Source organism: Rhodanobacter sp. UC4448_H15, assembly GCF_052978265.1.
This window is the reverse complement of sequence record NZ_CM129665.1, coordinates 1,425,717-1,444,453: the sequence shown is the minus strand read 5'-3', so window position 1 is coordinate 1,444,453 and position 18,737 is coordinate 1,425,717. Positions and strand designations below refer to the sequence as shown.

Here is an 18,737-nt window from a genome sequence, read left to right as displayed (position 1 = left end):
ACGCCATGCGGGCATTGCGAAACCAGCGAGACTGCCCCCCGTACTGTGCGTGTATTCATCCGGCTGCTGCCCACGTCGAGCAAAATCATCCCGGCAGCTTGAAGTGGGCCACGGAACGCCGCAGGTCGCTTGCCAGTTGCGCCAAGGTACCGATCGAGTCGGCCGTCTGGCTCGCGCCCTGCGAGGTCTGCGAGGTAATTTCCTGGATCGCGTTCATCGACACCGAGATATCGGTTGCCGCCGCGGACTGCTCGCGCGCCGCGGTGGAGATGTTCTGAATCAGCGCGGACAGATCGTGCGAGACGCGCTCGATGTCGCCCAGCGCGCTGCCGGCGTCCTCGGCCAGTCGCGCACCGGCGACCACCTCGGCGGTGGTCTGCTCCATCGAGTTCACCGCTTCGTTGGTATCGGACTGAATCGTCTGCACCAGCGTCTCGATGCGCTTGGTCGCGCTGGTGGAGCGTTCGGCCAGTCGCTGCACTTCGTCCGCCACGACCGCGAAACCGCGACCCGCCTCGCCGGCCGAGGCCGCCTGGATGGCCGCGTTCAAGGCCAGGATGTTGGTCTGCTCGGCGATGTCATTGATCAGTTCCACGATCGAGCCGATCTCCTGCGAGGATTCGCCCAGGCGCTTGATGCGCTTGGAGGTCTCCTGGATCTGGTCGCGGATGGAGTCCATGCCGGAGATCGTCTCGCGCACCACCTCGGCGCCGCGCGAGGCGATCTTCACCGAGCGCTCGGCCACGTCGGCCGATTCGGCGGAATCCTTGGACACCACGTCCATCGAGCTCACGATCTGGTTGATCGCCGAGGTCGCCGAGGTGATCTGCTGCGCCTGCTGCTCGGCCGCGTTGGCCAGGTGACGGGCGGTGGTCTGGGTTTCCTGCGCCGAGGACGACACCTGCTCGGAAGTCTCGTTGATGGTGGTCACCAGCGATCGCAGCTCGTCGATGGCGTAGTTCACCGAGTCGGCGATCGCGCCGGTGATGTCCTCCGACACCGTGGTCTTCACGGTCAGGTCGCCTTCGGCCAGCGACCCCATCTCGTCCAGCAGGCGCATGATCGCCTCCTGGTTGCGCTGGTTCAGCTCGGTACTCTGGGCGAAACGCTTGCGCTGGTCGGTGACCAGGGCGATGACCAGCAGCAGGGCGAAGGCGACCGCGGCGATGGCGCCGAACAGACCCCACCACACGTTCGGGAACAACCGGCGCAGCGGCAGCTTGCCGATCTGGTCGGACAGGTCGTTGGCGCGCAGCAGGACGGTCTGCGAATCCAGCGAGGCCTGGTTGCCGGCGCGCTTCACGTCGGCGATGTTGGCGGCAGCGGCGGACAGCTTGGCCACCGGGTCGGCCAGCTTCGTCCAGCTGGCGTCCATCTCGGTAAGGATCTTGCGCGCATTGGCGTCGGAGATCGGCCGCACGCCGCTGTCCGGGTTGCCCTCGATCAGGCCCTTGAGCACGCTGCCGTACAACTGCGCGTCGCGCGACAGACCGTCGGCCGCGGACTGGGCGTTGTCGCCGCCCTGCAGCACCTCCTGCACGCGGCGGATGATGCGGTCGGCGGACAGCATCTGGCGCGAGGTACCGAGCATCTGTTCGGAACTGCCGTTGCGCTGCTGCAGGATGTTGACCACCTGCTCCATGCTGGAGTTGAGCAGCGGCATCTGCTGCGAAATCGTCGCCGCGCGCTGGCCCGAGTCGAGCACCACCGCCTTGTTCGAAAGGATCTTGCCGATATCGGCGTCGAGCTGCGCCCAGGCCGCGTCCAGCGCGGTCACGGCACGGCCGGCCGGCGACTTGTTGCCGTCGGCATAGGCTTGCATGCCGCTGTCGGGGTCACCCTTGTCCAGTCGCTTGACCGCCGAGTCGATGGCATTGCGGGTGGACTCGAGTTCCTTGAAGGAGTCCACGTTGCCGTCGGCGGATTCCAGCGCGAACTTCGCCGTCTGCTGCGACAGCACCTGGATCTGCGTGGTCAGCGCGACCGCCTGGCGATCCTCGCCGTTCTTCTGGTTGAGCATGAAGAAGTCGAGTGCCGCGAAACCGATCGCGATCAGCAGCAGGACAATGAGTGCGGTATATCCGCGTTCCCGGCTGACGCCCCCTGTAGTACTCATGTTCACCTCATCGGTCTAACTGATATGTGCCGCCCATACGCACCGGCCCCTGCCGCGCTGCCCCGAAGCGGGTGCCGGCCTTCCGGTCTCCCCGCTCCAACCGCACGGCATCCCCTGCCGGCTTCACCCGGTCGTCAGGCAGCCGCCTGACGGAAATCCGGTGCACGCACGAGCCGGTTCATGCTGAAAATCGCCAGTTGCTGCTCGCCCACCCGGTTGTCCACGAAACGCGCCAGCCGCGGATCGGCTTCTTCCTGCGCCTGCTGGCGCTGCTCCGCGTCCACCGTGCGCTGGCCGAGCACCTCGTCCACCAGCAAGGCGACGCTGCCGCCGCCCTGGCGCACCACCAGCAACCGGCTCCGATCGGAATGCTGGGTGCGTTCGCCGAACAGGAAGCGCCCGATGTCCACCACCGGCACCAGGTTGCCGCGCACGTTGGCCACGCCGAGCAGCCATGGCTGGGTGCCAGGCACCGGGGTCAGCACCGGCACGGCGAGCAGCTCGTTGATCTCGTCGATGCCGCTGACCAGCAGCCTGGAACCGACCCGGAAACCGATGCCGCGCCACAGGCCCGGTGCCTCGAACTTGTCCTGGGTATCGGAGGCATGCGCCAGCGACAGCCGCTCGTAGCGCGCCAGAATCTCGAACGGGGTACGGTTGGCGCTCTGGTTCATGAGCCGCTCGACAGCAGATCGTTGATGCAGGCCAGCAGGTCTTTTTCGTTCACCGGCTTGGTGATGAAGGCGCGCGCGCCCTGGCGCATGCCCCAGACGCGATCGGTTTCCATCGACTTGGTGGTGATCATCACCACCGGCACGTGCTGGGTCTTGGGGTCGCGGGTGAGCGTACGGGTGGCCTGGAAGCCGTTCATGCCGGGCATGATGACGTCCATGATGACCAGGTCAGGCTGTTCGGCGCGCACGCGCTCGATGCCCTCCTCGGCCGTGCTCACGGCTGCCACGTGGTGCCCGGCCCGCTCCAGCAGCGTGGTGAACACGCGTACGTCGGTGGGTGAGTCGTCGATGATGAGAATGTTTGCCACAGCTCCCCCTCAGGGTCTGCAGTCAGTGACTTGCTGCAGTACTGACATGTCGATGGATTGCGCCAAGCAGCTCGTCACGGGTGAACGGCTTGGTCAGGTATTGTTCGGCGCCGACGATGCGGCCGCGCGCCTTGTCGAAGAGTCCGTCCTTGGAGCTGAGCATGATCACGGGCGTGGCGCGGAACTCGGGGTTGTTCTTGATCAGGGCGCAGGTCTGATAGCCGTCGAGGCGGGGCATCATGATGTCGACGAAGATGATCGCCGGCTTCTGGTCGGAAATCTTGGCCAGCGCCTCGAACCCGTCGACCGCGGTCAGCACCTCGCAGCCCTCTTTCTTCAGCAGGGTCTCGGCGGTGCGGCGGATGGTCTTGGAGTCATCGATCACCATGACCTTGAGGCCCGCCAAATCGGTAACGCTCACGTTCAAATTCACTCACTCCCCCCTGTGGCTCGCCACGAGCTCAGGACAAGTATCAGGACATGCAACTGTTGTGCCCAATGGTACGCGTGTGGAAATCCCGGTGATCCGGCTGCTGCAAACCCGCACCGTGGCGGCATCCCCGAAGCTTTGCTGTTTACTGCCTGCCCGTCGAAACTGTCAAGCGACCGCCGCGACGCGATGCCCGCCGATCGCACTAATTGACGCATATTGGCACCTCATGCCGCGCGCACCACGACCGGCACAATCATGAACGACGCGGCTAGTATAGCCGGCAGTCGTCGCGCCCCTGCCGGCGCGACCGCACAAACCCGGCAATCCGCGGAGCACCCCGCATGACCTTCTCCGTCGGCGTCCTGATGGACCCCATCGACGCCATCAAAGTGGCCAAGGACACCACCCTGGCGATGCTGCTGGAGGCCGCCCGACGCGGCCACGCCCTGCATTATTTCGAACAGGGCGACCTCGCCCTGCGCGACGGCGCGCCGTGGGTGCGCAGCGCCCCGCTTGAGGTGCGCGACGATCCGCGCGACTGGTACACGCTGGGCCAGCCGCGCTGGCACGACCTGCGCGAGCTGGACATGGTGCTGATGCGCAAGGACCCGCCGGTCGACGCGCAGTTCGTCTACGACACCATGGTGCTGGAAGCGGCCCAGCGCGGCGGCGTGCTGGTGGTGAACGATCCGCGTTCGCTGCGCGACTGCAACGAGAAGCTGTTCGCGCTCGAGTTTCCGCAGTGCATCGCGCCCACCCTGGTGGCACGCGACCCGGCCGAACTGCGCCGGTTCGCCGCCGAACACGGCGAGGTGGTGCTCAAGCCGCTCGACGGCATGGGCGGGCGCGGCATCTTCCGCGTGCGCCACGGCGACAGCAACCTGAACTCGATGCTGGAAACCCTGCTCGGTGGCGACGGCCATGGCGCGCACCGGCAACTGACGATCGCCCAGAAATACCTGCCGGAGATCAGCGCCGGCGACAAGCGCATCCTCGTCGTGGACGGCGAACCGGTGCCGTACGCGCTCGCGCGCATTCCGCAGGGCAGCGATTTTCGCGGCAACCTCGCCGCCGGCGGTCGCGGCGAGGGCGTGCCGCTGTCCGACCGCGACCGCTGGATCGTGGCACAGGTGGCACCGGAACTGCGTCGCCGCGGACTGCTGTTCACCGGCCTGGACGTGATCGGCGACTACCTGACCGAGATCAACGTCACATCCCCGACCTGCGTCCGTGAACTCGACGCACAGTTCGGGCTTAACATTGCAGGCCAGCTGTTCGACGTCATCGAGCGGCACGCCAGTGGAAATCGTCCTGCGTGAGTGCAACCGCAACCGTTACCGCCCGACCCGAGCCGATCGGCGCCACCATGCTGTTCTCGCTGCTGCTGCACGGCGTGCTGCTGCTGGGCATCACCTTCCACTTTGCCAAGCCTGATCCAAGCCTGCCCACGCTCGACGTCGCGCTGGTCAACGTGGCCAACCAGGAGGCGCCGGACAAGGCCGATTTCCTGGCCCAGGCCAACAACCGCGGCGGCGGCCAGAGTGACCGTGCCGCGCGCCCCTCGCAGCTGTTCTCCGGCGCGTTGCCCCGACCTGATCCCGGGGTCGCGGCGCAACCGGTGCAGGAATCCACGCCGCTGCCGCACCCGGCCACCCCCGCGCGCATGGTCACCACCAGCGGCCGCAGCGATTTCAGCGTCGCCAGCGATACCGCGCAGACCGAAGTCGACCCGCAACACGCCACGCCCACCGCGGCCGAACTGAAGCGCCAGCAGGCGATCGCCCAGCTCGCCGCCGAACTGCGCCGCAAGAAGGTGGATTACGCCAAGCGGCCGAAGGTGAAATACCTCACCGCCAGCACCCGTGAATACGCCTATGCCGCCTACATGCGCGGATGGTCGGATCGGGTGGAGCGGGTCGGCAACCTGAACTATCCCGAGGAGGCGCGTCGCCGCGGCCTGCACGGCAACGTGCTGCTCACCGTGGTGCTCAACCTCGACGGCAGCATCAAGAGCATCGACGTGATCCAGAGTTCCGGCCAGCCGGTGCTCGACGCCGCGGCCGAACGCATCGTGCGCCTGGCCGCACCGTTTCCGCCGGCACCGCGGGCCGGCGAGCACGTCGACGAGCTGAACATCACCCGCACCTGGCAGTTCCAGCCCAACAACGTGCTGCAGACGCGCTAGGAGCGCCGCGATTCGGCTGCGACTACAATGGCGCCATGGCTGCCATGCAACCCGCGACCCTCACCGGTCACTTCCTGATCGCCATGCCGGGCCTGGCCGAGCCGCCGTTCTCGCGCGGCGTGGCGCTGCTGTGCCAGCACGACGAGGACGGCGCGGTCGGCTTGCTGGTGAACCAGCTGTCCGAATACCGCTTCGGCGACGTGCTGGCGCAGATGAAGCTCGAATGCGCCGACGCCGACCTGGCTGACGCACCGGTGCTGATCGGCGGCCCGGTACAGCAGGAGCGCGGCTTCGTGCTGCACCACGAACCGGGCGACTGGGAATCGACCTACCGCATCAACGCCGAGTGGTCGGTGACGACCTCGCGTGACATCCTGGTGGCAATGGCCGCCGGCGAAGGCCCGCGCCAGGCCATCATGGTGCTCGGCTACGCCGGCTGGGATGCCGGCCAGCTGGAACAGGAACTGATGGCCAACGCCTGGCTCACCGCCGAAGCCAACGGCCGGGTCGTCTTCGACACGCCGCTGGAGGAGCGCTGGAGCGCCGCCGCCGGCCTGGTCGGGGTGGACCCGCGCCAGTTGTCCGGCTACGCGGGCCACGCATGAGCTGTGTGCTCGGCTTCGATGTCGGCAGTCGCCTCACCGGCGTGGCCATCGGCAACCGCCTGACCGCCACCGCGCGCGCGCTCGCCGTGGTCGCCGTCCGCGACGATCAGCCCGACTGGGACCGGCTCGACGCCCTGCAGCGCGAGTGGCAGCCCGACACCCTGGTGGTCGGCCTGCCCTTGACCCTCGATGGCGCCGAACAACCCGCCAGTCGGCGCGCACGCGCCTTCGCCGGCAAGCTGACCGAGCGCTACCGCCTGCCGGTGGTGCTGGTCGACGAACGCCACAGCTCGCACGAAGCTGCCGAACGTTTCGCCGCCGGACGCGCCGCCGGCCTGCGGCGACGCCGCGAAGGCGCCGCCATCGACGCCGAGGCGGCGGCAGTGATCCTCGAACGCTGGCTGCTCGAGGCCGCCGTGATCCCGCACGACGCCACCCCGCACTGATCAGCACCTTCCTCCCCAATCCGCGAACCCCCATGAGCCCTCGCCTGCGCCACCTGACCACCCTGGAAAACCTGCCGCGCGAGACCATCGAGCGCCTGCTCGACCGCGCCGAGGCGCTGCGCGATGCCTGCGCCCACGGCACCCGCAAGCTGGACGTGCTGGCCGGGCGCACCGTGCTGAACCTGTTCTTCGAACCGTCCACGCGCACCCGCACCTCGTTCGAACTGGCGGCGCGGCGGCTCGGTGCGGACGTGGTCAACTTCGACATCGGGCTGTCCTCCACCAGCAAGGGCGAGGAGCTGTTCGACACCCTGCATACGCTCGAGGCGATGCACCTGGACGCGATCATCGTGCGCCACAAGCAGTCCGGCACGCCGGACGAACTGGTACGCCATGCAATGAGCGGCGTGTCGGTGATCAACGCCGGCGACGGCAACCACGCGCATCCCACCCAGGGCCTGCTGGATGCGCTCACCATTCGCCAACACCGGCCCGATTTCGAGAATCTGACGGTGGTGATCTGCGGCGACATCAGCCACTCGCGGGTGGCCCGCTCGGACGTCAATGCCTTCACCGCGCTGGGCGTGAAGGAGATCCGCCTGTGCGCCCCGCCCGAGCTGATGCCGGCCACCGACGAAGTCGTCGAAGGCCAGCGCTTCACCGACTTCGACCAGGCCATCGAAGGCGCCGATGCGGTGGTGATGCTGCGCCTGCAGAAGGAGCGCATGGCGCGCATCGAACTGCCCGACGAGGCCGCCTACTTCACCCGCTACGGGCTGGACCGTCGCCGCCTGGCGCGCGCGGCCAAGGGTTGCCTGGTCATGCATCCGGGGCCGATCAACCGGGGCATCGAGATCGCCTCTGAGGTGGCCGACGGCGCGCAGTCACGCATCCTCGAACAGGTCGGCAACGGGGTGTTCGTGCGCATGGCCGTGCTCAACGAGGTGCTTGCGCGCTGAATGCCCGCTGCAGCGCCGGCGCCGCGCCCGCCACGGACGCAACCCGGGAGCGACGGCGCAGATCTTCCGGGCTGCAAAAGCGGCTGCGCGGTCCGCATTCGACCAGCTTCGCTGTTGTAAAGCGCTTCGCCGCTTCTTGAGCCATGGAACCACCATGGGTCGGCGAACCGTCGATACCCCGTCCTCGCGCAGCTTTTTTTCGTCTCCGAAGTTTCTGCCGCCCACGCTCCCAGCGGGCATAATGGCCGCTGCTGCTCACCACGGGGATCAACATGCGCGCGACAACCCGCTATCTCGCGATGGGACTGGCCAGCGTCCTGCTGGCTGCCTGTTCGCACAAGGACAAGGATGCACCGCTGGCGTTCGTGCCGGCCGATACGCCGTACGTCGTGGCCAACCTGGACGTGCTCGACGACGACACCCGCAAGGCTCTCCTGGCCCAGGCCGACGCCCAGTTGCCGTCGCAACTGGAACAGATGGACGCCGCGGCCGACCGGCTCGCCGAGAAGGACCCTGACGGCGCCCGCCTGCTGCGCGCGCTGCGCGCCGAGTTCAACGGCAAGACGGTGGAGGGCTTCGCCCAGTCCGCCGGCCTCGACCTGAAGGGCTACTCGGCCCTCTACGGCCTGGGCCTGGCGCCCGTGCTGCGCTTCCAGCTCGCCGACGCGGCCGCCTTCGACGCGTTCGTGGGCCGCCTGGAGACCGCCTACGGCAAGAAGTTCGAGGTGGCCAGCGAAGGCAAGCAGAGCTACCGCCGCTACGCGTCCACCGAATCGGGCGCCGAGGTGATCCTGGCCACGGTGGACAAGCAGGCGGTGGCAGCGCTGCTGCCGATCGACGCGCCGAAAACCATGCTGCGCGAGGCGCTGGGACTGGATCGGCCGCAGAAGAGCATGCAGGACGACGGTCGCCTGGCCGACCTGGCCAAGGCCAACGGTTACAAGAAGTGGCTGGTCGGCGAACTCGACCTGACCCGCGTGCTGCCGCTGGCAATCGGCGGCACGGACGCACTGGCCAATGCGATGCGCAAGGCGCACGCGGTAGCCGAGTCGGCCAAGACCGGCGAGCCGGTGGCCAATCAGTTGCAGGTCCCGCCGTCGTGCAGCACCGATGCCGCTCGCATCGCCGCACGGGTGCCGACGATCAGCTTCGGCTACACCCGGCTCGACGCCGGTCATCAGGACGGCCGCCTCGACATCGCGCTGGCCGAGGACATCAGCAAGGCGTTCTCCGGGCTCAAGGTCGAACTGCCCGGGCTGGGTCAGGCCGGTACCGCGCCATTCGACGTGAGCCTGGCGCTGCCGATCGCGAACCTGCGCACGTTCTGGATGGCCCAGGCCGATGCAGTGGCGGCCAAGCCGTTCACCTGCCCGGCGCTGAGCGATCTCAACGAGGGCTTCGCCAAGCTCGGCCCGGCCACGCAGAAAGCCGCGATCCCGCCGTTCGGCGACCTGCTGGGCGTGCGCCTGGCGCTGGATACGCTCACTGACAACCCCACCTCCAGCCTGCCCACCTTCAGCGGCCGGCTGGTGCTGGCCACCAGCAACCCGACCGGCCTGCTGGCGATGGGCCAGATGATGGTGCCCGCGCTGGCGCAGCTGAAGCTGACCAATGACGGCAAGCCGGTGGCGCTGCCGCAGCAGATGGCCGGCATGCTCGGCCAGCCCGGCTGGGTGGCGATGAGCGACAAGGCGCTGGCGCTGGGCGTGGGCGCCGGCGAGGACGCCAAGCTGGCCGACACCCTGAAGGAAGCCGGCGGCAACGCGGGCCAGATGGCGCGGATGCACCTGAGCGGAGCGATGTACCTGTCCTGGGTGCAGCTGATGCAGGACAAGGTCGACGCGCTCACCGCCGCGGCCAGCGCGATGAACAACAGCGGTGATGCATCGGCGGACAAGCCCGACGACAGCGCCGCCCAGGCGGCAGAGGCGGCGGCGCGTTCCAAGGCGCAGTTCGAGGCGATGAAGCAGCAGGCGCAGCGCGTGGAAGACATCCACGCCGAGATGCATGTCGAGGCCGGCGGCATGGTGATCACCAGCCAGACGACGCTGAAGTGACATAAGCGACGCCAGGGCAGGTCGTTCCACTCCAGGCCGGGGCGCCGCGCGCACCCCGGCCTTTTTTTGCGCACGCAACGTACCGCCAACATGCTCGTGACCTCGCCTTCGCAAACCGTGGCGGCACCTGAATCGCGGCGGCGCCTGCGCACATGGCGTTCACTCCGCCGCTGCTGTCATGGCCACAAGGATCGCAAACCCGGCGACCCCGTTGTCACCACCGACAACCCCTTCTCCAAGGAGATTGCCATGCACAACCATCCCGTGATTCGCCGCAGCATGATCGCCGCCGCCCTGACGCTCGCCTTCGCCGCCGTGCCACTCAGCCAAGCCGTGGCAGCGCAGAGCAGCGAGGCCGCCGCGCAGGCATCGGACAACCAGACGGTGCCGGACAAGGCCGCCGACGCATGGATCACCACCAAGGTGAAGACCGAATTCGGCACCACCAAGGGCGTGAGCGCCACCGACATCAACGTGACCACCAACGATGGCGTGGTAACCCTGACCGGCAACGTCGGCAGCGCCAGCGAGAAGATGAACGCGGTGCGCGTGGCGCAGGGCGTCAAGGGAGTGAAGAGCGTCGACGCCTCCGCGCTGGCGATCACCCCCGCCGCCACGAAACACCACGACCGGCCCTCGTCCAGCATGAGCAGCCACTGATCGATCGCGACAACCCGTGAACGGAAAAAGGAGCCGCGAGGCTCCTTTTTCCTTGCCGCAGGATCTGCTCAGCGGTTGAGCAGGTTGCTGCCGCCGAAGCTCTTGTCGTTGGGGTCTTCTTCCAGTTCGACGCCGTCCAGCCCCTGCGACAAGGTGTGCGCGTCGCCACCCTGGGCCAGCTTGATACGCAGGCGCACCTCGTTGGAGCTGTCCGCGTAGCGCAGCGCATCCTCGTAGCTGATCTCGCCGGCGTGGTAGAGCTCGACCAGCGCCTGGTCGAAGGTCTTCATGCCGAGCAGGGTCGACTCCTTCATCAGCTCCTTCAGCTTGTGGATCTCGCCCTGGCGGATGTAGTCCTGCGCCAGCGGCGTGCCCAGCAGCACTTCCACCGCGACCCGACGCGCCTTGCCGTCCGGCGTCGGAATCAGCATCTGCGCCACGATGCCCTTGAGGTTCAGCGACAGGTCCATCAGCAACTGCTGGCGGCGATCCTCCGGGAAGAAATGCAGGATGCGGTCCATCGCCTGGTTGGCGTTGTTCGCATGCAGCGTGCACAGCACCAGGTGGCCGGTCTCGGCGAACGCGATGGCGTGGTCCATGCCCTCGCGGGTGCGGATTTCGCCGATCATGATCACGTCGGGTGCCTGGCGCAGGGTGTTTTTCAGGGCAGCGTCCCAGCTGTCGGTGTCGATGCCGACCTCGCGCTGGGTGATGATGCAGCCCTCGTGCTTGTGCACGTACTCGATCGGGTCCTCGATCGTGATGATGTGCCCTGTCGAGTTGAGGTTGCGGTAGCCGACCATCGCCGCCAGCGAGGTCGATTTGCCCGAACCGGTGGCGCCGACGAAGATGATGATGCCGCGCTTGGTCATCGCCAGCTGCTTGATCACCGGCGGCAGGTTCAGCTCCTCGGTGGTGGGGATCTTCGACTCGATCCGGCGCAACACCATGCCCACGCAGTTGCGCTGGTAGAAGCACGACACGCGGAAACGGCCCACGCCCTGCGCGGAAATCGCGAACTGGCACTCGTGGGTCTTCTCGAACTCCTCGCGCTGGCCCGGCGTCATCACGTTGAGCACCATGTCGCGCGCCTGCTGCACGCTGAGCGGGCTCTGCGTGATCGGCACGATGCGCCCCTGTACCTTCATCGACGGCGCCACGCCGGCCGTGATGAAAAGATCCGATGCCTTCTTGTGCACCATCAGTTTCAGGAACGAGGTGAAATCGAAGTCGCTCATGGCTTTGGGTCCGGGAATAGGGAATGGGGAATAGGGAATAGGGGTTTGAGGCACGCTGCAAATCCGCCGCGGGAAGCCGAGACGTTCAAGCCGAGAGCCGGTGCCGCTGTGCGCTTCTCAACCATTCCCGATTCCCGATTCCCGGCCTCACTTGAAACTGTCCTTGTTCTTGGCGTAGCCCTGCGCCTGCTGGCGCGTCACGACGCCACGCTTGACCAGGTCCAGCAGGCACTGGTCCAGGGTCTGCATGCCGAACTGCTGGCCGGTCTGGATCGACGAGTACATCTGCGCCACCTTGTCCTCGCGGATCAGGTTGCGGATGGCCGGGATGCCGACCATGATCTCGTGCGCCGCGATGCGGCCGCCGCCGACCTTCTTCAGCAGCGACTGCGAAATCACCGCGCGCAGGCTTTCGGACAGCATCGAGCGCACCATCGGCTTCTCGCCGGCGGGGAACACGTCGATGATGCGGTCGATGGTCTTGGCCGCCGAACTTGTATGCACGGTGGCGAACACCAGATGGCCGGTTTCCGCGGCGGTCAGCGCCAGGCGGATGGTTTCCAGGTCGCGCAGCTCGCCGACCAGGATGTAGTCCGGGTCCTCGCGCAGCGCCGAGCGCAGCGCCTCGTTGAAACCATGCGTGTCGCGATGCACCTCGCGCTGGTTGACCAGGCACTTCTGCGAGGTGTGCACGAACTCGATCGGGTCCTCGATCGTGAGCATGTGCCCGTATTCGTTCTTGTTGATGTGGTCGACCATCGCCGCCAGCGTGGTCGACTTGCCCGAGCCGGTCGGGCCGGTCACCAGGATCAGGCCTTGCGGCTGCTCGATCAGCTCCTTGAACACGCGCGGCGCGCCCAGGTCTTCCAGCGTCAGCACCTCGGACGGAATCGTGCGGAACACTGCGCCGGCGCCGCGGTTCTGGGTGAACGCGTTGACGCGGAAGCGCGCCAGGCCGGGGATCTCGAACGAGAAATCGGTCTCGAAGAACTCCTCGTAGTCGCGCCGCTGCTTGTCCGACATGATGTCGTAGATCAGCGAGTGCACCTGCTTGTGCTCGAGCGCGGGGATGTTGATCCGGCGGACGTCGCCGTCGACGCGGATCATCGGCGGCAGGCCGGCGGACAGGTGCAAATCCGAGGCCTTGTTCTTTACCGAGAAGGCAAGCAGTTCGGCAATGTCCATGAAGTCGTTTCCCCTCAACCGATCGTCTGGTGGCATGAATGCGGATGCACAGGGGTCCGGACCGTCGCCGCCAGCCGCCGCCCGGGCACGCAACCGCTGCCCCTGGAACCCTGCGGACCGGCAACCCGAATCCCCCTGTAGCCGCGTCGATACTACTCGCGCAAGCGGCTGTGCGGCCAGCCTTTCCCGCCTATCATGCCGCAACCGCAACGGGGATTTGCGCATCCCGTCGAAAAACGCGAGGTTGCCCCGCCGTCGGCCTCGTCGCGGCGGCGGCGGCGCGTCGTCCGCGCGCCGGCGCGCCGGCTTCCGGTAAGGTAGGCGGCTGCAACGATCAAGGAGTCCTGCATGACACGATTAGCCTTCATCGGCGGCGGCAACATGGCGCGCAGCCTGATCGGCGGCCTGCTGAAGACGGGCGTCGCCTCCGCCACGATCAGCGTCGCCGAGCCCCGCGCCGAGGGGCGCCAGGAGCTGGGCCGCGATTTCGGCATCGCCTGCTACGCGGAGAACCGGCTGGCGGCGGCCGAGGCCGAGGTGATCGTGCTGGCGGTCAAGCCGCAGGTGCTGCCCTCCGTCCATGGCGAGTTGCAGGACATCCTGCAGCGCCAGCGCCCGTTGCTGATCTCGATCGCCGCCGGCGTGCGGCTGGACCAGCTCGAACGCTGGTTCGGCGCGAGCCTGCCGATCGTGCGCTGCATGCCGAACACGCCTGCGCTGATCGGCGCCGGCGCCACGGGTCTGTGCGCCAACGCGCGCGTCAGCCCCGCGCAGAAGGCGCAGGCGCAGCACATTCTGGACGCTGCCGGACTCACCCGCTGGATCGACGACGAAGCCCTGATGGACACCGTCACCGCGATCTCCGGTTCGGCGCCGGCTTATTTTTTCGCCCTGGTGGAAGCGCTGGAAGAAGCCGCCGTGGCCCAGGGCCTGCCGCGCGACACCGCGCGCGCACTGGCCGCGCAGACCTGTTTCGGCGCCGGCCGCATGCTCACCGAGAGCGGCGACGACCCGGCCGTGCTGCGCCAGCGCGTCACCTCGCCGCACGGCACCACCCAGGCCGCGCTGGAGAGCTTCGGCGCGGACGGACTGCCGCGCATCGTGGCCAGAGCCGTGGCCGCGGCCACCCGCCGCGGCGCCGAGCTCGCCGCCGAACTGGACGCGCAGCCGTGAGCTATCTGTTCAACGCACTCTCGATGCTGATCGGCCTGGCGTTCGACGCCGTGGTGATCCTGTTCCTGCTGCGGGTGACTGCCGAAGCCTGCCGCGCCGATTTCAACAACCCGCTGAGCCAGTTCATCTACCGCACCACCAACCCGGTGCTGGCGCCGATCCGCCGCGTGGTGCCGAACTGGGGCAGGATCAACCTTGCCGGCCTGCTGCTGGCGTGGCTGGCGATGCTGCTCAAGCGCCTGCTGCTGTTCGCGCTGGTCGGGGCGATGCCCAACCTTGCCGGTCTGCTGGTGCTGTCGCTTGCCGAGCTGTTCGACTTCGTGCTGCTGTTCTACATCGTGCTCATCTTCGGCTGGTCGCTGCTGAGCATGTTTTCCGTCGATCGCCGCCAGCCGATGCTGCGACTGGTGGAGAAGATCGTCGCCCCGCTGCTGCGTCCGCTGGACGACAAGCTGGTGTTCGGCCAGATCGACTTCGCGCCGATGGCGGTGATCATCGTGCTGTTTCTCGCCCGCATGCTGATCGCCGCGCCGCTGCTGGATCTTGGCGCCGGGCTGGCCGTGGGCGGCTGAGACAAGGGCGGCGGGCAGTGCCCGCCCTACGCTGCCCGTCGTCCGCGAAGGGTTCCCCTCGGCTGTAGGGCGGGCACTGCCCGCCGGCTCTTGTTCGTCCATGCGGGCAACGGCCACACGACACATCACGCCCCAAGGCGGCCCCACCATCTTTGGCCGGCCCCTGCCGGCACCGTACAATCACGGCTTTACCCCACAACAAAAGCGCGCCCCTGCGCGCCAGCGAGCGTTTCCCGATGGAAAAGAGTTTCGAGCCGGCCCGGATCGAGTCGAAGTGGTACGAGCGCTGGGAAGCCAGCGGCGCGTTCAAGCCGAGCGGCCAGGGCGAGCCGTACTGCATCCTGCTGCCGCCGCCGAACGTCACCGGCACGCTGCACATGGGGCATGCGTTCCAGCAGACGGTGATGGACATGCTGGTGCGCTACCAGCGCATGCGCGGCATGAACACGCTGTGGCAGGTCGGCACCGATCACGCCGGCATCGCGACCCAGAAGATCGTGGAGAACCAGCTCGCCGTCGAGGAAAAGACCCGGCATGACCTGGGCCGCGATGCGTTCATCCAGCGGGTCTGGCAGTGGAAGGAGGAGTCCGGCTCCACCATCACCCACCAGATGCGCCGCATCGGCGCCGCGGCCGACTGGTCGCGCGAACGCTTCACCATGGACGAAGGCCTGTCGGCCGCGGTGCGCAAGGTGTTCATCGACTGGTATCGCGCGGGCCTGATCTATCGCGGCAACCGGCTGGTGAACTGGGACCCGGTGCTGGGCACGGCGGTGTCGGATCTCGAAGTGAACAACGTCGAGCGCGACGGCCACATGTGGTCGATCCGCTACATGACCACCGACGGCGCCGCGTCGCTGGTGGTCGCCACCACGCGTCCGGAGACCATGCTGGGCGACGTCGCCGTGGCCGTGCATCCGGAGGACGAGCGTTATGCGCACCTGATCGGCCAGACGCTGCATTTGCCGCTCACCGGCCGGCAGATTCCGGTAATCGCCGACGACTACGTCGACAAGGATTTCGGCACCGGCTGCGTGAAAATCACTCCGGCGCATGACTTCAACGACTACGCCATCGGCCAGCGGCACAAGCTGCCGCCGATCACCATCTTCACGCTGGACGCGAAGGTCAGCGACAACGCGCCGGAGAAGTATCGCGGACTCGATCGCTACGACGCGCGCAAGGCCGTGCTGGCCGATCTCGAAGCCGCCGGCCTGCTGGTCGAAACGAAGGCGCACAAGCTGCAGGTACCGGTGAGCCAGCGTTCCGACGCGGTGATCGAGCCGATGCTGACCGACCAGTGGTTCGTCGACCTCACTTCGGACGTCCAGGCGGATGGCCGCCCGGGCGGCCGCAAGGCGATCACCGAGCCGGCGCTCGATGCCGTGCGTTCGGGCGATATCAGGTTCGTGCCGGAAAACTGGGCGAACACGTATACACAATGGCTGGACAACATCCAGGACTGGTGCATCAGCCGCCAGCTGTGGTGGGGCCATCGCATCCCGGCGTGGTACGACGAGGCCGGCAACATCTTCGTGGGCGAGGACGAGGCCGACGCACGCGCACATGCCGCGACCGTGCCGGTCGGCGCCCTGCGTCAGGACGACGACGTGCTGGACACCTGGTTTTCCTCCGCGCTGTGGCCGTTCTCCACGCTGGGCTGGCCGGCCGATGGCCCGGTGAAGAACGAGCGCGGCGAGGTCGTGGCGAACTGGGCGCAGGACAAGATCTTCCTGCCCAGCGCGGTGCTGGTCACCGGCTTCGACATCATCTTCTTCTGGGTCGCCCGGATGGTGATGACCACGAAGTACTTCACCGGCCAGATACCGTTCCGCGAGGTCTACATCAACGCCATCGTGCGCGATGCGGAAGGCCAGAAGATGTCCAAGTCCAAGGGCAACACGCTGGACCCGCTGGACCTGATCGACGGCATCGCGCTGGAACCGCTGGTGGAGAAATCCACCAAGTCACTGCTGATTCCGCAGGTGCGCGCCAAGGTCGAGAAGCGCATCCGCAAGGACTACCCCGACGGCATCCCGGCGATCGGCACCGATGCGCTGCGTTTCACCTTCGCCGCGCTGGCCAGCTACAGCCGCACGATCAACTTCGACATCAAGCGGGCCGAGGGCTACAAGGCGTTCTGCAACAAGCTGTGGAATGCGGCGCGGTTTGTTCTTTTGAACGCGGGGAACGGGGAATCGGGAATCGGGAATCGGAGAGATCAAAAGCCGGTGACCGAGGCGGAGCGGTGGATTCTGACGCGGCTCAAGCAGACGCTGGACGAGGTCGAGCGGCACTTTGTCAGCTATCGTTTCGATCATCTGGCGCAAGCGCTGTACGAGTTCGTCTGGAACGAGTACTGCGACTGGTTCCTGGAACTGGCCAAGCCGGCGCTCAACGGCGACGACGCGGCGGCTGCCGCGTCCACCCGCCACACCTTGCTGGTGGTGCTGGAAAGCGTGCTGCGTGCGCTGCATCCGGTGATCCCGTTCATCACCGAGGAAATATGGGCGTCAGTGGCGCCGGTGCTCGGCCTCAGCGAAAGCAGCCTGCTGCAACGACCCTGGCCACGCGCCGAAGACATCACCGCCGACGATGCGGCCACGACCGAGATCGAATGGTTCAAGAACGTGCTCTCCGGCATCCGCCGGATCCGTTCGGAGATGAATATCCCGCCCGGCAAGACGATCCCGCTGTTGCTCGCAGACGGCGACTCCGGCGATCGTGCGCGGGTGGCAAAGTTTGCCGCACAAATCGCCTTCCTCGCCCGCGTCGAGACTCCGCAGTGGATCGCTGCTGGCGCCGACGAACCCGCCGCCGCGGCCGCCGTGGTCGGCACGTTGCGCGTGCTGATCCCGCTGGCCGGGCTGATCGACGTGGCCGCCGAGAAAGCGCGCCTGGCCAAGGAAATCGGCCGCATCGAGGTCGAGATCAGGAAATGCGAAGGCAAGCTCGGCAACGCGAACTTCGTCGCCAATGCGCCGGCCGAGGTCGTGGCACAAGAGCGCCAGCGCATCGCCGACTGGAACACCACGCTGGGCGCGCTGCGCGAGCAGGCCGGCAAGCTGTAGCGCGGGCACCGCCGCACGCCGCCTCGGGCTTTTTGGCGATCGGGTTCTTGCCTATTTCTCGATATGGCCTGCGGCCATATCGAGCGCCATCACGATCGCGTCCTCGCGTCCGTCGCGTGCCGGGTAATAGCGCGGGCGCCTTCCGATTTCGTGGAAGCCCACCGACTCGTACAAGGCTTTCGCGCCCGGGTTGGACGGGCGCACTTCGAGGAAGAGTCGCTCGGCCCGGTTCCAGCGCGCCACGTCGAGCAGGCGCATCAGCAGATGCCGGCCGAGACCGCGGCCGCGATGCTCCGGGCCGATGCACAAATTGAGCAAGTGCGCCTCGCCGGCGCCGGTCGAGAGAATGCCGTAGCCGGCCACGCTGCCATCCACGCACAGAACCCAGCACGAATGCCCTGCCCGCACGCAATCGCCGAAGATGCCGGGCGACCACGGGAATTCGTACGAGGCGTTCTCCAGCGCGCTGACTGCGGCCAGATCATCCAGGTACATGCCGCGCACCTGGATCGCCGCCTTCGGCACGGCGACCATCGTTCAGGCTCCCGCGCTGGCCAGGGCACGGCGCACGCTGCGCAGCGCGTTCCACAGCCGACGCTTGGCCGTCGCGTCGGCCAGCACCAGCTTCGGCTCATCGGCAAGCACAATCAGCGCCTGGCTCATCACTGCCGCCGGCAAGGCGCGGCCGAGTGCATGCGCCTGCGCATCGCCGAACACCAGGTAGGCGCGCGCCGCCGGCACCGATGACGCCAGTTGGCCACCTTGCACGCTGATGCGCGCCGCGCGCGCCAGCGCCGCACCGCCGGCATGCAGCGCGCGGCCCAGCAGGTCGAGCTCGCGGGCGTTGCACGACGCCGGCAGGATCACCACGCAGGCCACGTCGGCGTCGCCCAGCTCCGGCTCGGCCATGGCCGGCACAACTTTCGCCACGCGGCGAACCCACGGCGTCAGCCCCAGCGCGTGCAGGACGCGGGCGCGGTGGGCGGCAGGCATGG

General features: G+C 67.3%; 18 protein-coding genes. 10 read left to right on the top strand and 8 right to left on the bottom strand.

The features are described from left to right. Positions 1-85 precede the first annotated feature (85 nt). The 4 genes from ACVCMI_RS06400 to pilG all read right to left on the bottom strand — a co-directional run bounded on the left by ACVCMI_RS06400 (position 86) and on the right by pilG (position 3,546). Positions 86-2,116 (bottom strand): methyl-accepting chemotaxis protein, encoded by a 2,031-nt coding sequence (locus ACVCMI_RS06400; RefSeq protein ID WP_395117013.1) that lies wholly within the window; start codon positions 2,114-2,116, stop codon positions 86-88. A 134-nt stretch (positions 2,117-2,250) separates the two neighbouring features. Beyond that, entirely contained in the window at positions 2,251-2,790 is a 540-nt protein-coding gene (locus ACVCMI_RS06395; RefSeq protein ID WP_395117011.1) for a chemotaxis protein CheW, read from the bottom strand. Next, positions 2,787-3,158, bottom strand: coding sequence for a response regulator (locus ACVCMI_RS06390; RefSeq protein ID WP_395117009.1), 372 nt, complete (start codon positions 3,156-3,158; stop codon positions 2,787-2,789). Before ACVCMI_RS06390 ends, ACVCMI_RS06395 begins: the two co-directional genes overlap by 4 nt. Before the next feature lie 22 nt (positions 3,159-3,180). Further along, positions 3,181-3,546: a twitching motility response regulator PilG gene (pilG, locus tag ACVCMI_RS06385; RefSeq protein ID WP_395121350.1), complete on the bottom strand. Its 366-nt coding sequence runs from the start codon at positions 3,544-3,546 to the stop codon at positions 3,181-3,183. Positions 3,547-3,932: 386 nt separating this feature from the next. Between pilG and gshB the strand changes: the two genes are divergently transcribed. From gshB to ACVCMI_RS06350, 7 genes are all read left to right on the top strand, one after another. Continuing rightward, positions 3,933-4,910: a glutathione synthase gene (gene gshB, locus ACVCMI_RS06380; protein WP_447099424.1), complete on the top strand. Its 978-nt coding sequence runs from the start codon at positions 3,933-3,935 to the stop codon at positions 4,908-4,910. Next, positions 4,907-5,776: a TonB family protein gene (locus ACVCMI_RS06375; protein ID WP_447099425.1), complete on the top strand. Its 870-nt coding sequence runs from the start codon at positions 4,907-4,909 to the stop codon at positions 5,774-5,776. The genes gshB and ACVCMI_RS06375 overlap by 4 nt, the downstream gene beginning before the upstream one ends. A gap of 35 nt (positions 5,777-5,811) precedes the next feature. Next, positions 5,812-6,381: a YqgE/AlgH family protein gene (locus ACVCMI_RS06370; RefSeq protein WP_395117003.1), complete on the top strand. Its 570-nt coding sequence runs from the start codon at positions 5,812-5,814 to the stop codon at positions 6,379-6,381. Continuing rightward, entirely contained in the window at positions 6,378-6,827 is a 450-nt protein-coding gene (gene ruvX / locus ACVCMI_RS06365; RefSeq protein ID WP_447099426.1) for a Holliday junction resolvase RuvX, read from the top strand. Before ACVCMI_RS06370 ends, ruvX begins: the two co-directional genes overlap by 4 nt. Before the next feature lie 32 nt (positions 6,828-6,859). After that, complete coding sequence (locus ACVCMI_RS06360) at positions 6,860-7,786, top strand: aspartate carbamoyltransferase catalytic subunit (protein WP_447099427.1); 927 nt, start codon at positions 6,860-6,862, stop codon at positions 7,784-7,786. Between the two features lie 272 nt (positions 7,787-8,058). Beyond that, positions 8,059-9,843 carry a hypothetical protein gene (locus ACVCMI_RS06355; protein ID WP_447099428.1) on the top strand — a complete coding sequence of 595 codons (1,785 nt, stop codon included), beginning with the start codon at positions 8,059-8,061 and terminating at the stop codon, positions 9,841-9,843. A 249-nt stretch (positions 9,844-10,092) separates the two neighbouring features. After that, positions 10,093-10,503: a BON domain-containing protein gene (locus tag ACVCMI_RS06350; protein WP_395116995.1), complete on the top strand. Its 411-nt coding sequence runs from the start codon at positions 10,093-10,095 to the stop codon at positions 10,501-10,503. Between the two features lie 68 nt (positions 10,504-10,571). Here ACVCMI_RS06350 and ACVCMI_RS06345 read toward each other — a convergent pair whose 3' ends face one another. Both ACVCMI_RS06345 and ACVCMI_RS06340 read right to left on the bottom strand, forming a co-directional pair. Continuing rightward, positions 10,572-11,741 (bottom strand): PilT/PilU family type 4a pilus ATPase, encoded by a 1,170-nt coding sequence (locus ACVCMI_RS06345; protein ID WP_136256917.1) that lies wholly within the window; start codon positions 11,739-11,741, stop codon positions 10,572-10,574. Between the two features lie 147 nt (positions 11,742-11,888). Continuing rightward, a complete protein-coding gene (locus ACVCMI_RS06340) occupies positions 11,889-12,926 on the bottom strand; it encodes a type IV pilus twitching motility protein PilT (RefSeq protein WP_395135988.1) in 1,038 nt (345 codons plus the stop codon). A 348-nt stretch (positions 12,927-13,274) separates the two neighbouring features. Here ACVCMI_RS06340 and proC point away from each other — a divergent pair, with 348 nt between their 5' ends. From proC to ACVCMI_RS06325, 3 genes are all read left to right on the top strand, one after another. Continuing rightward, positions 13,275-14,099 carry a pyrroline-5-carboxylate reductase gene (gene proC / locus ACVCMI_RS06335; RefSeq protein WP_395116991.1) on the top strand — a complete coding sequence of 275 codons (825 nt, stop codon included), beginning with the start codon at positions 13,275-13,277 and terminating at the stop codon, positions 14,097-14,099. Continuing rightward, positions 14,096-14,671 (top strand): YggT family protein, encoded by a 576-nt coding sequence (locus tag ACVCMI_RS06330; RefSeq protein WP_447099429.1) that lies wholly within the window; start codon positions 14,096-14,098, stop codon positions 14,669-14,671. Before proC ends, ACVCMI_RS06330 begins: the two co-directional genes overlap by 4 nt. 236 nt (positions 14,672-14,907) lie before the next feature. Next, positions 14,908-17,742, top strand: a complete 2,835-nt coding sequence (locus ACVCMI_RS06325) for a valine--tRNA ligase (protein WP_447099430.1) — start codon at positions 14,908-14,910, stop codon at positions 17,740-17,742. A 51-nt stretch (positions 17,743-17,793) separates the two neighbouring features. Here the strand turns inward: ACVCMI_RS06325 and rimI are convergent, their stop codons facing one another. Beyond that, positions 17,794-18,276: a ribosomal protein S18-alanine N-acetyltransferase gene (gene rimI, locus ACVCMI_RS06320; RefSeq protein WP_395116986.1), complete on the bottom strand. Its 483-nt coding sequence runs from the start codon at positions 18,274-18,276 to the stop codon at positions 17,794-17,796. 3 nt (positions 18,277-18,279) lie between these two features. Continuing rightward, positions 18,280-18,735 carry a hypothetical protein gene (locus tag ACVCMI_RS06315; protein ID WP_447099431.1) on the bottom strand — a complete coding sequence of 152 codons (456 nt, stop codon included), beginning with the start codon at positions 18,733-18,735 and terminating at the stop codon, positions 18,280-18,282. Positions 18,736-18,737: the final 2 nt, after the last annotated feature.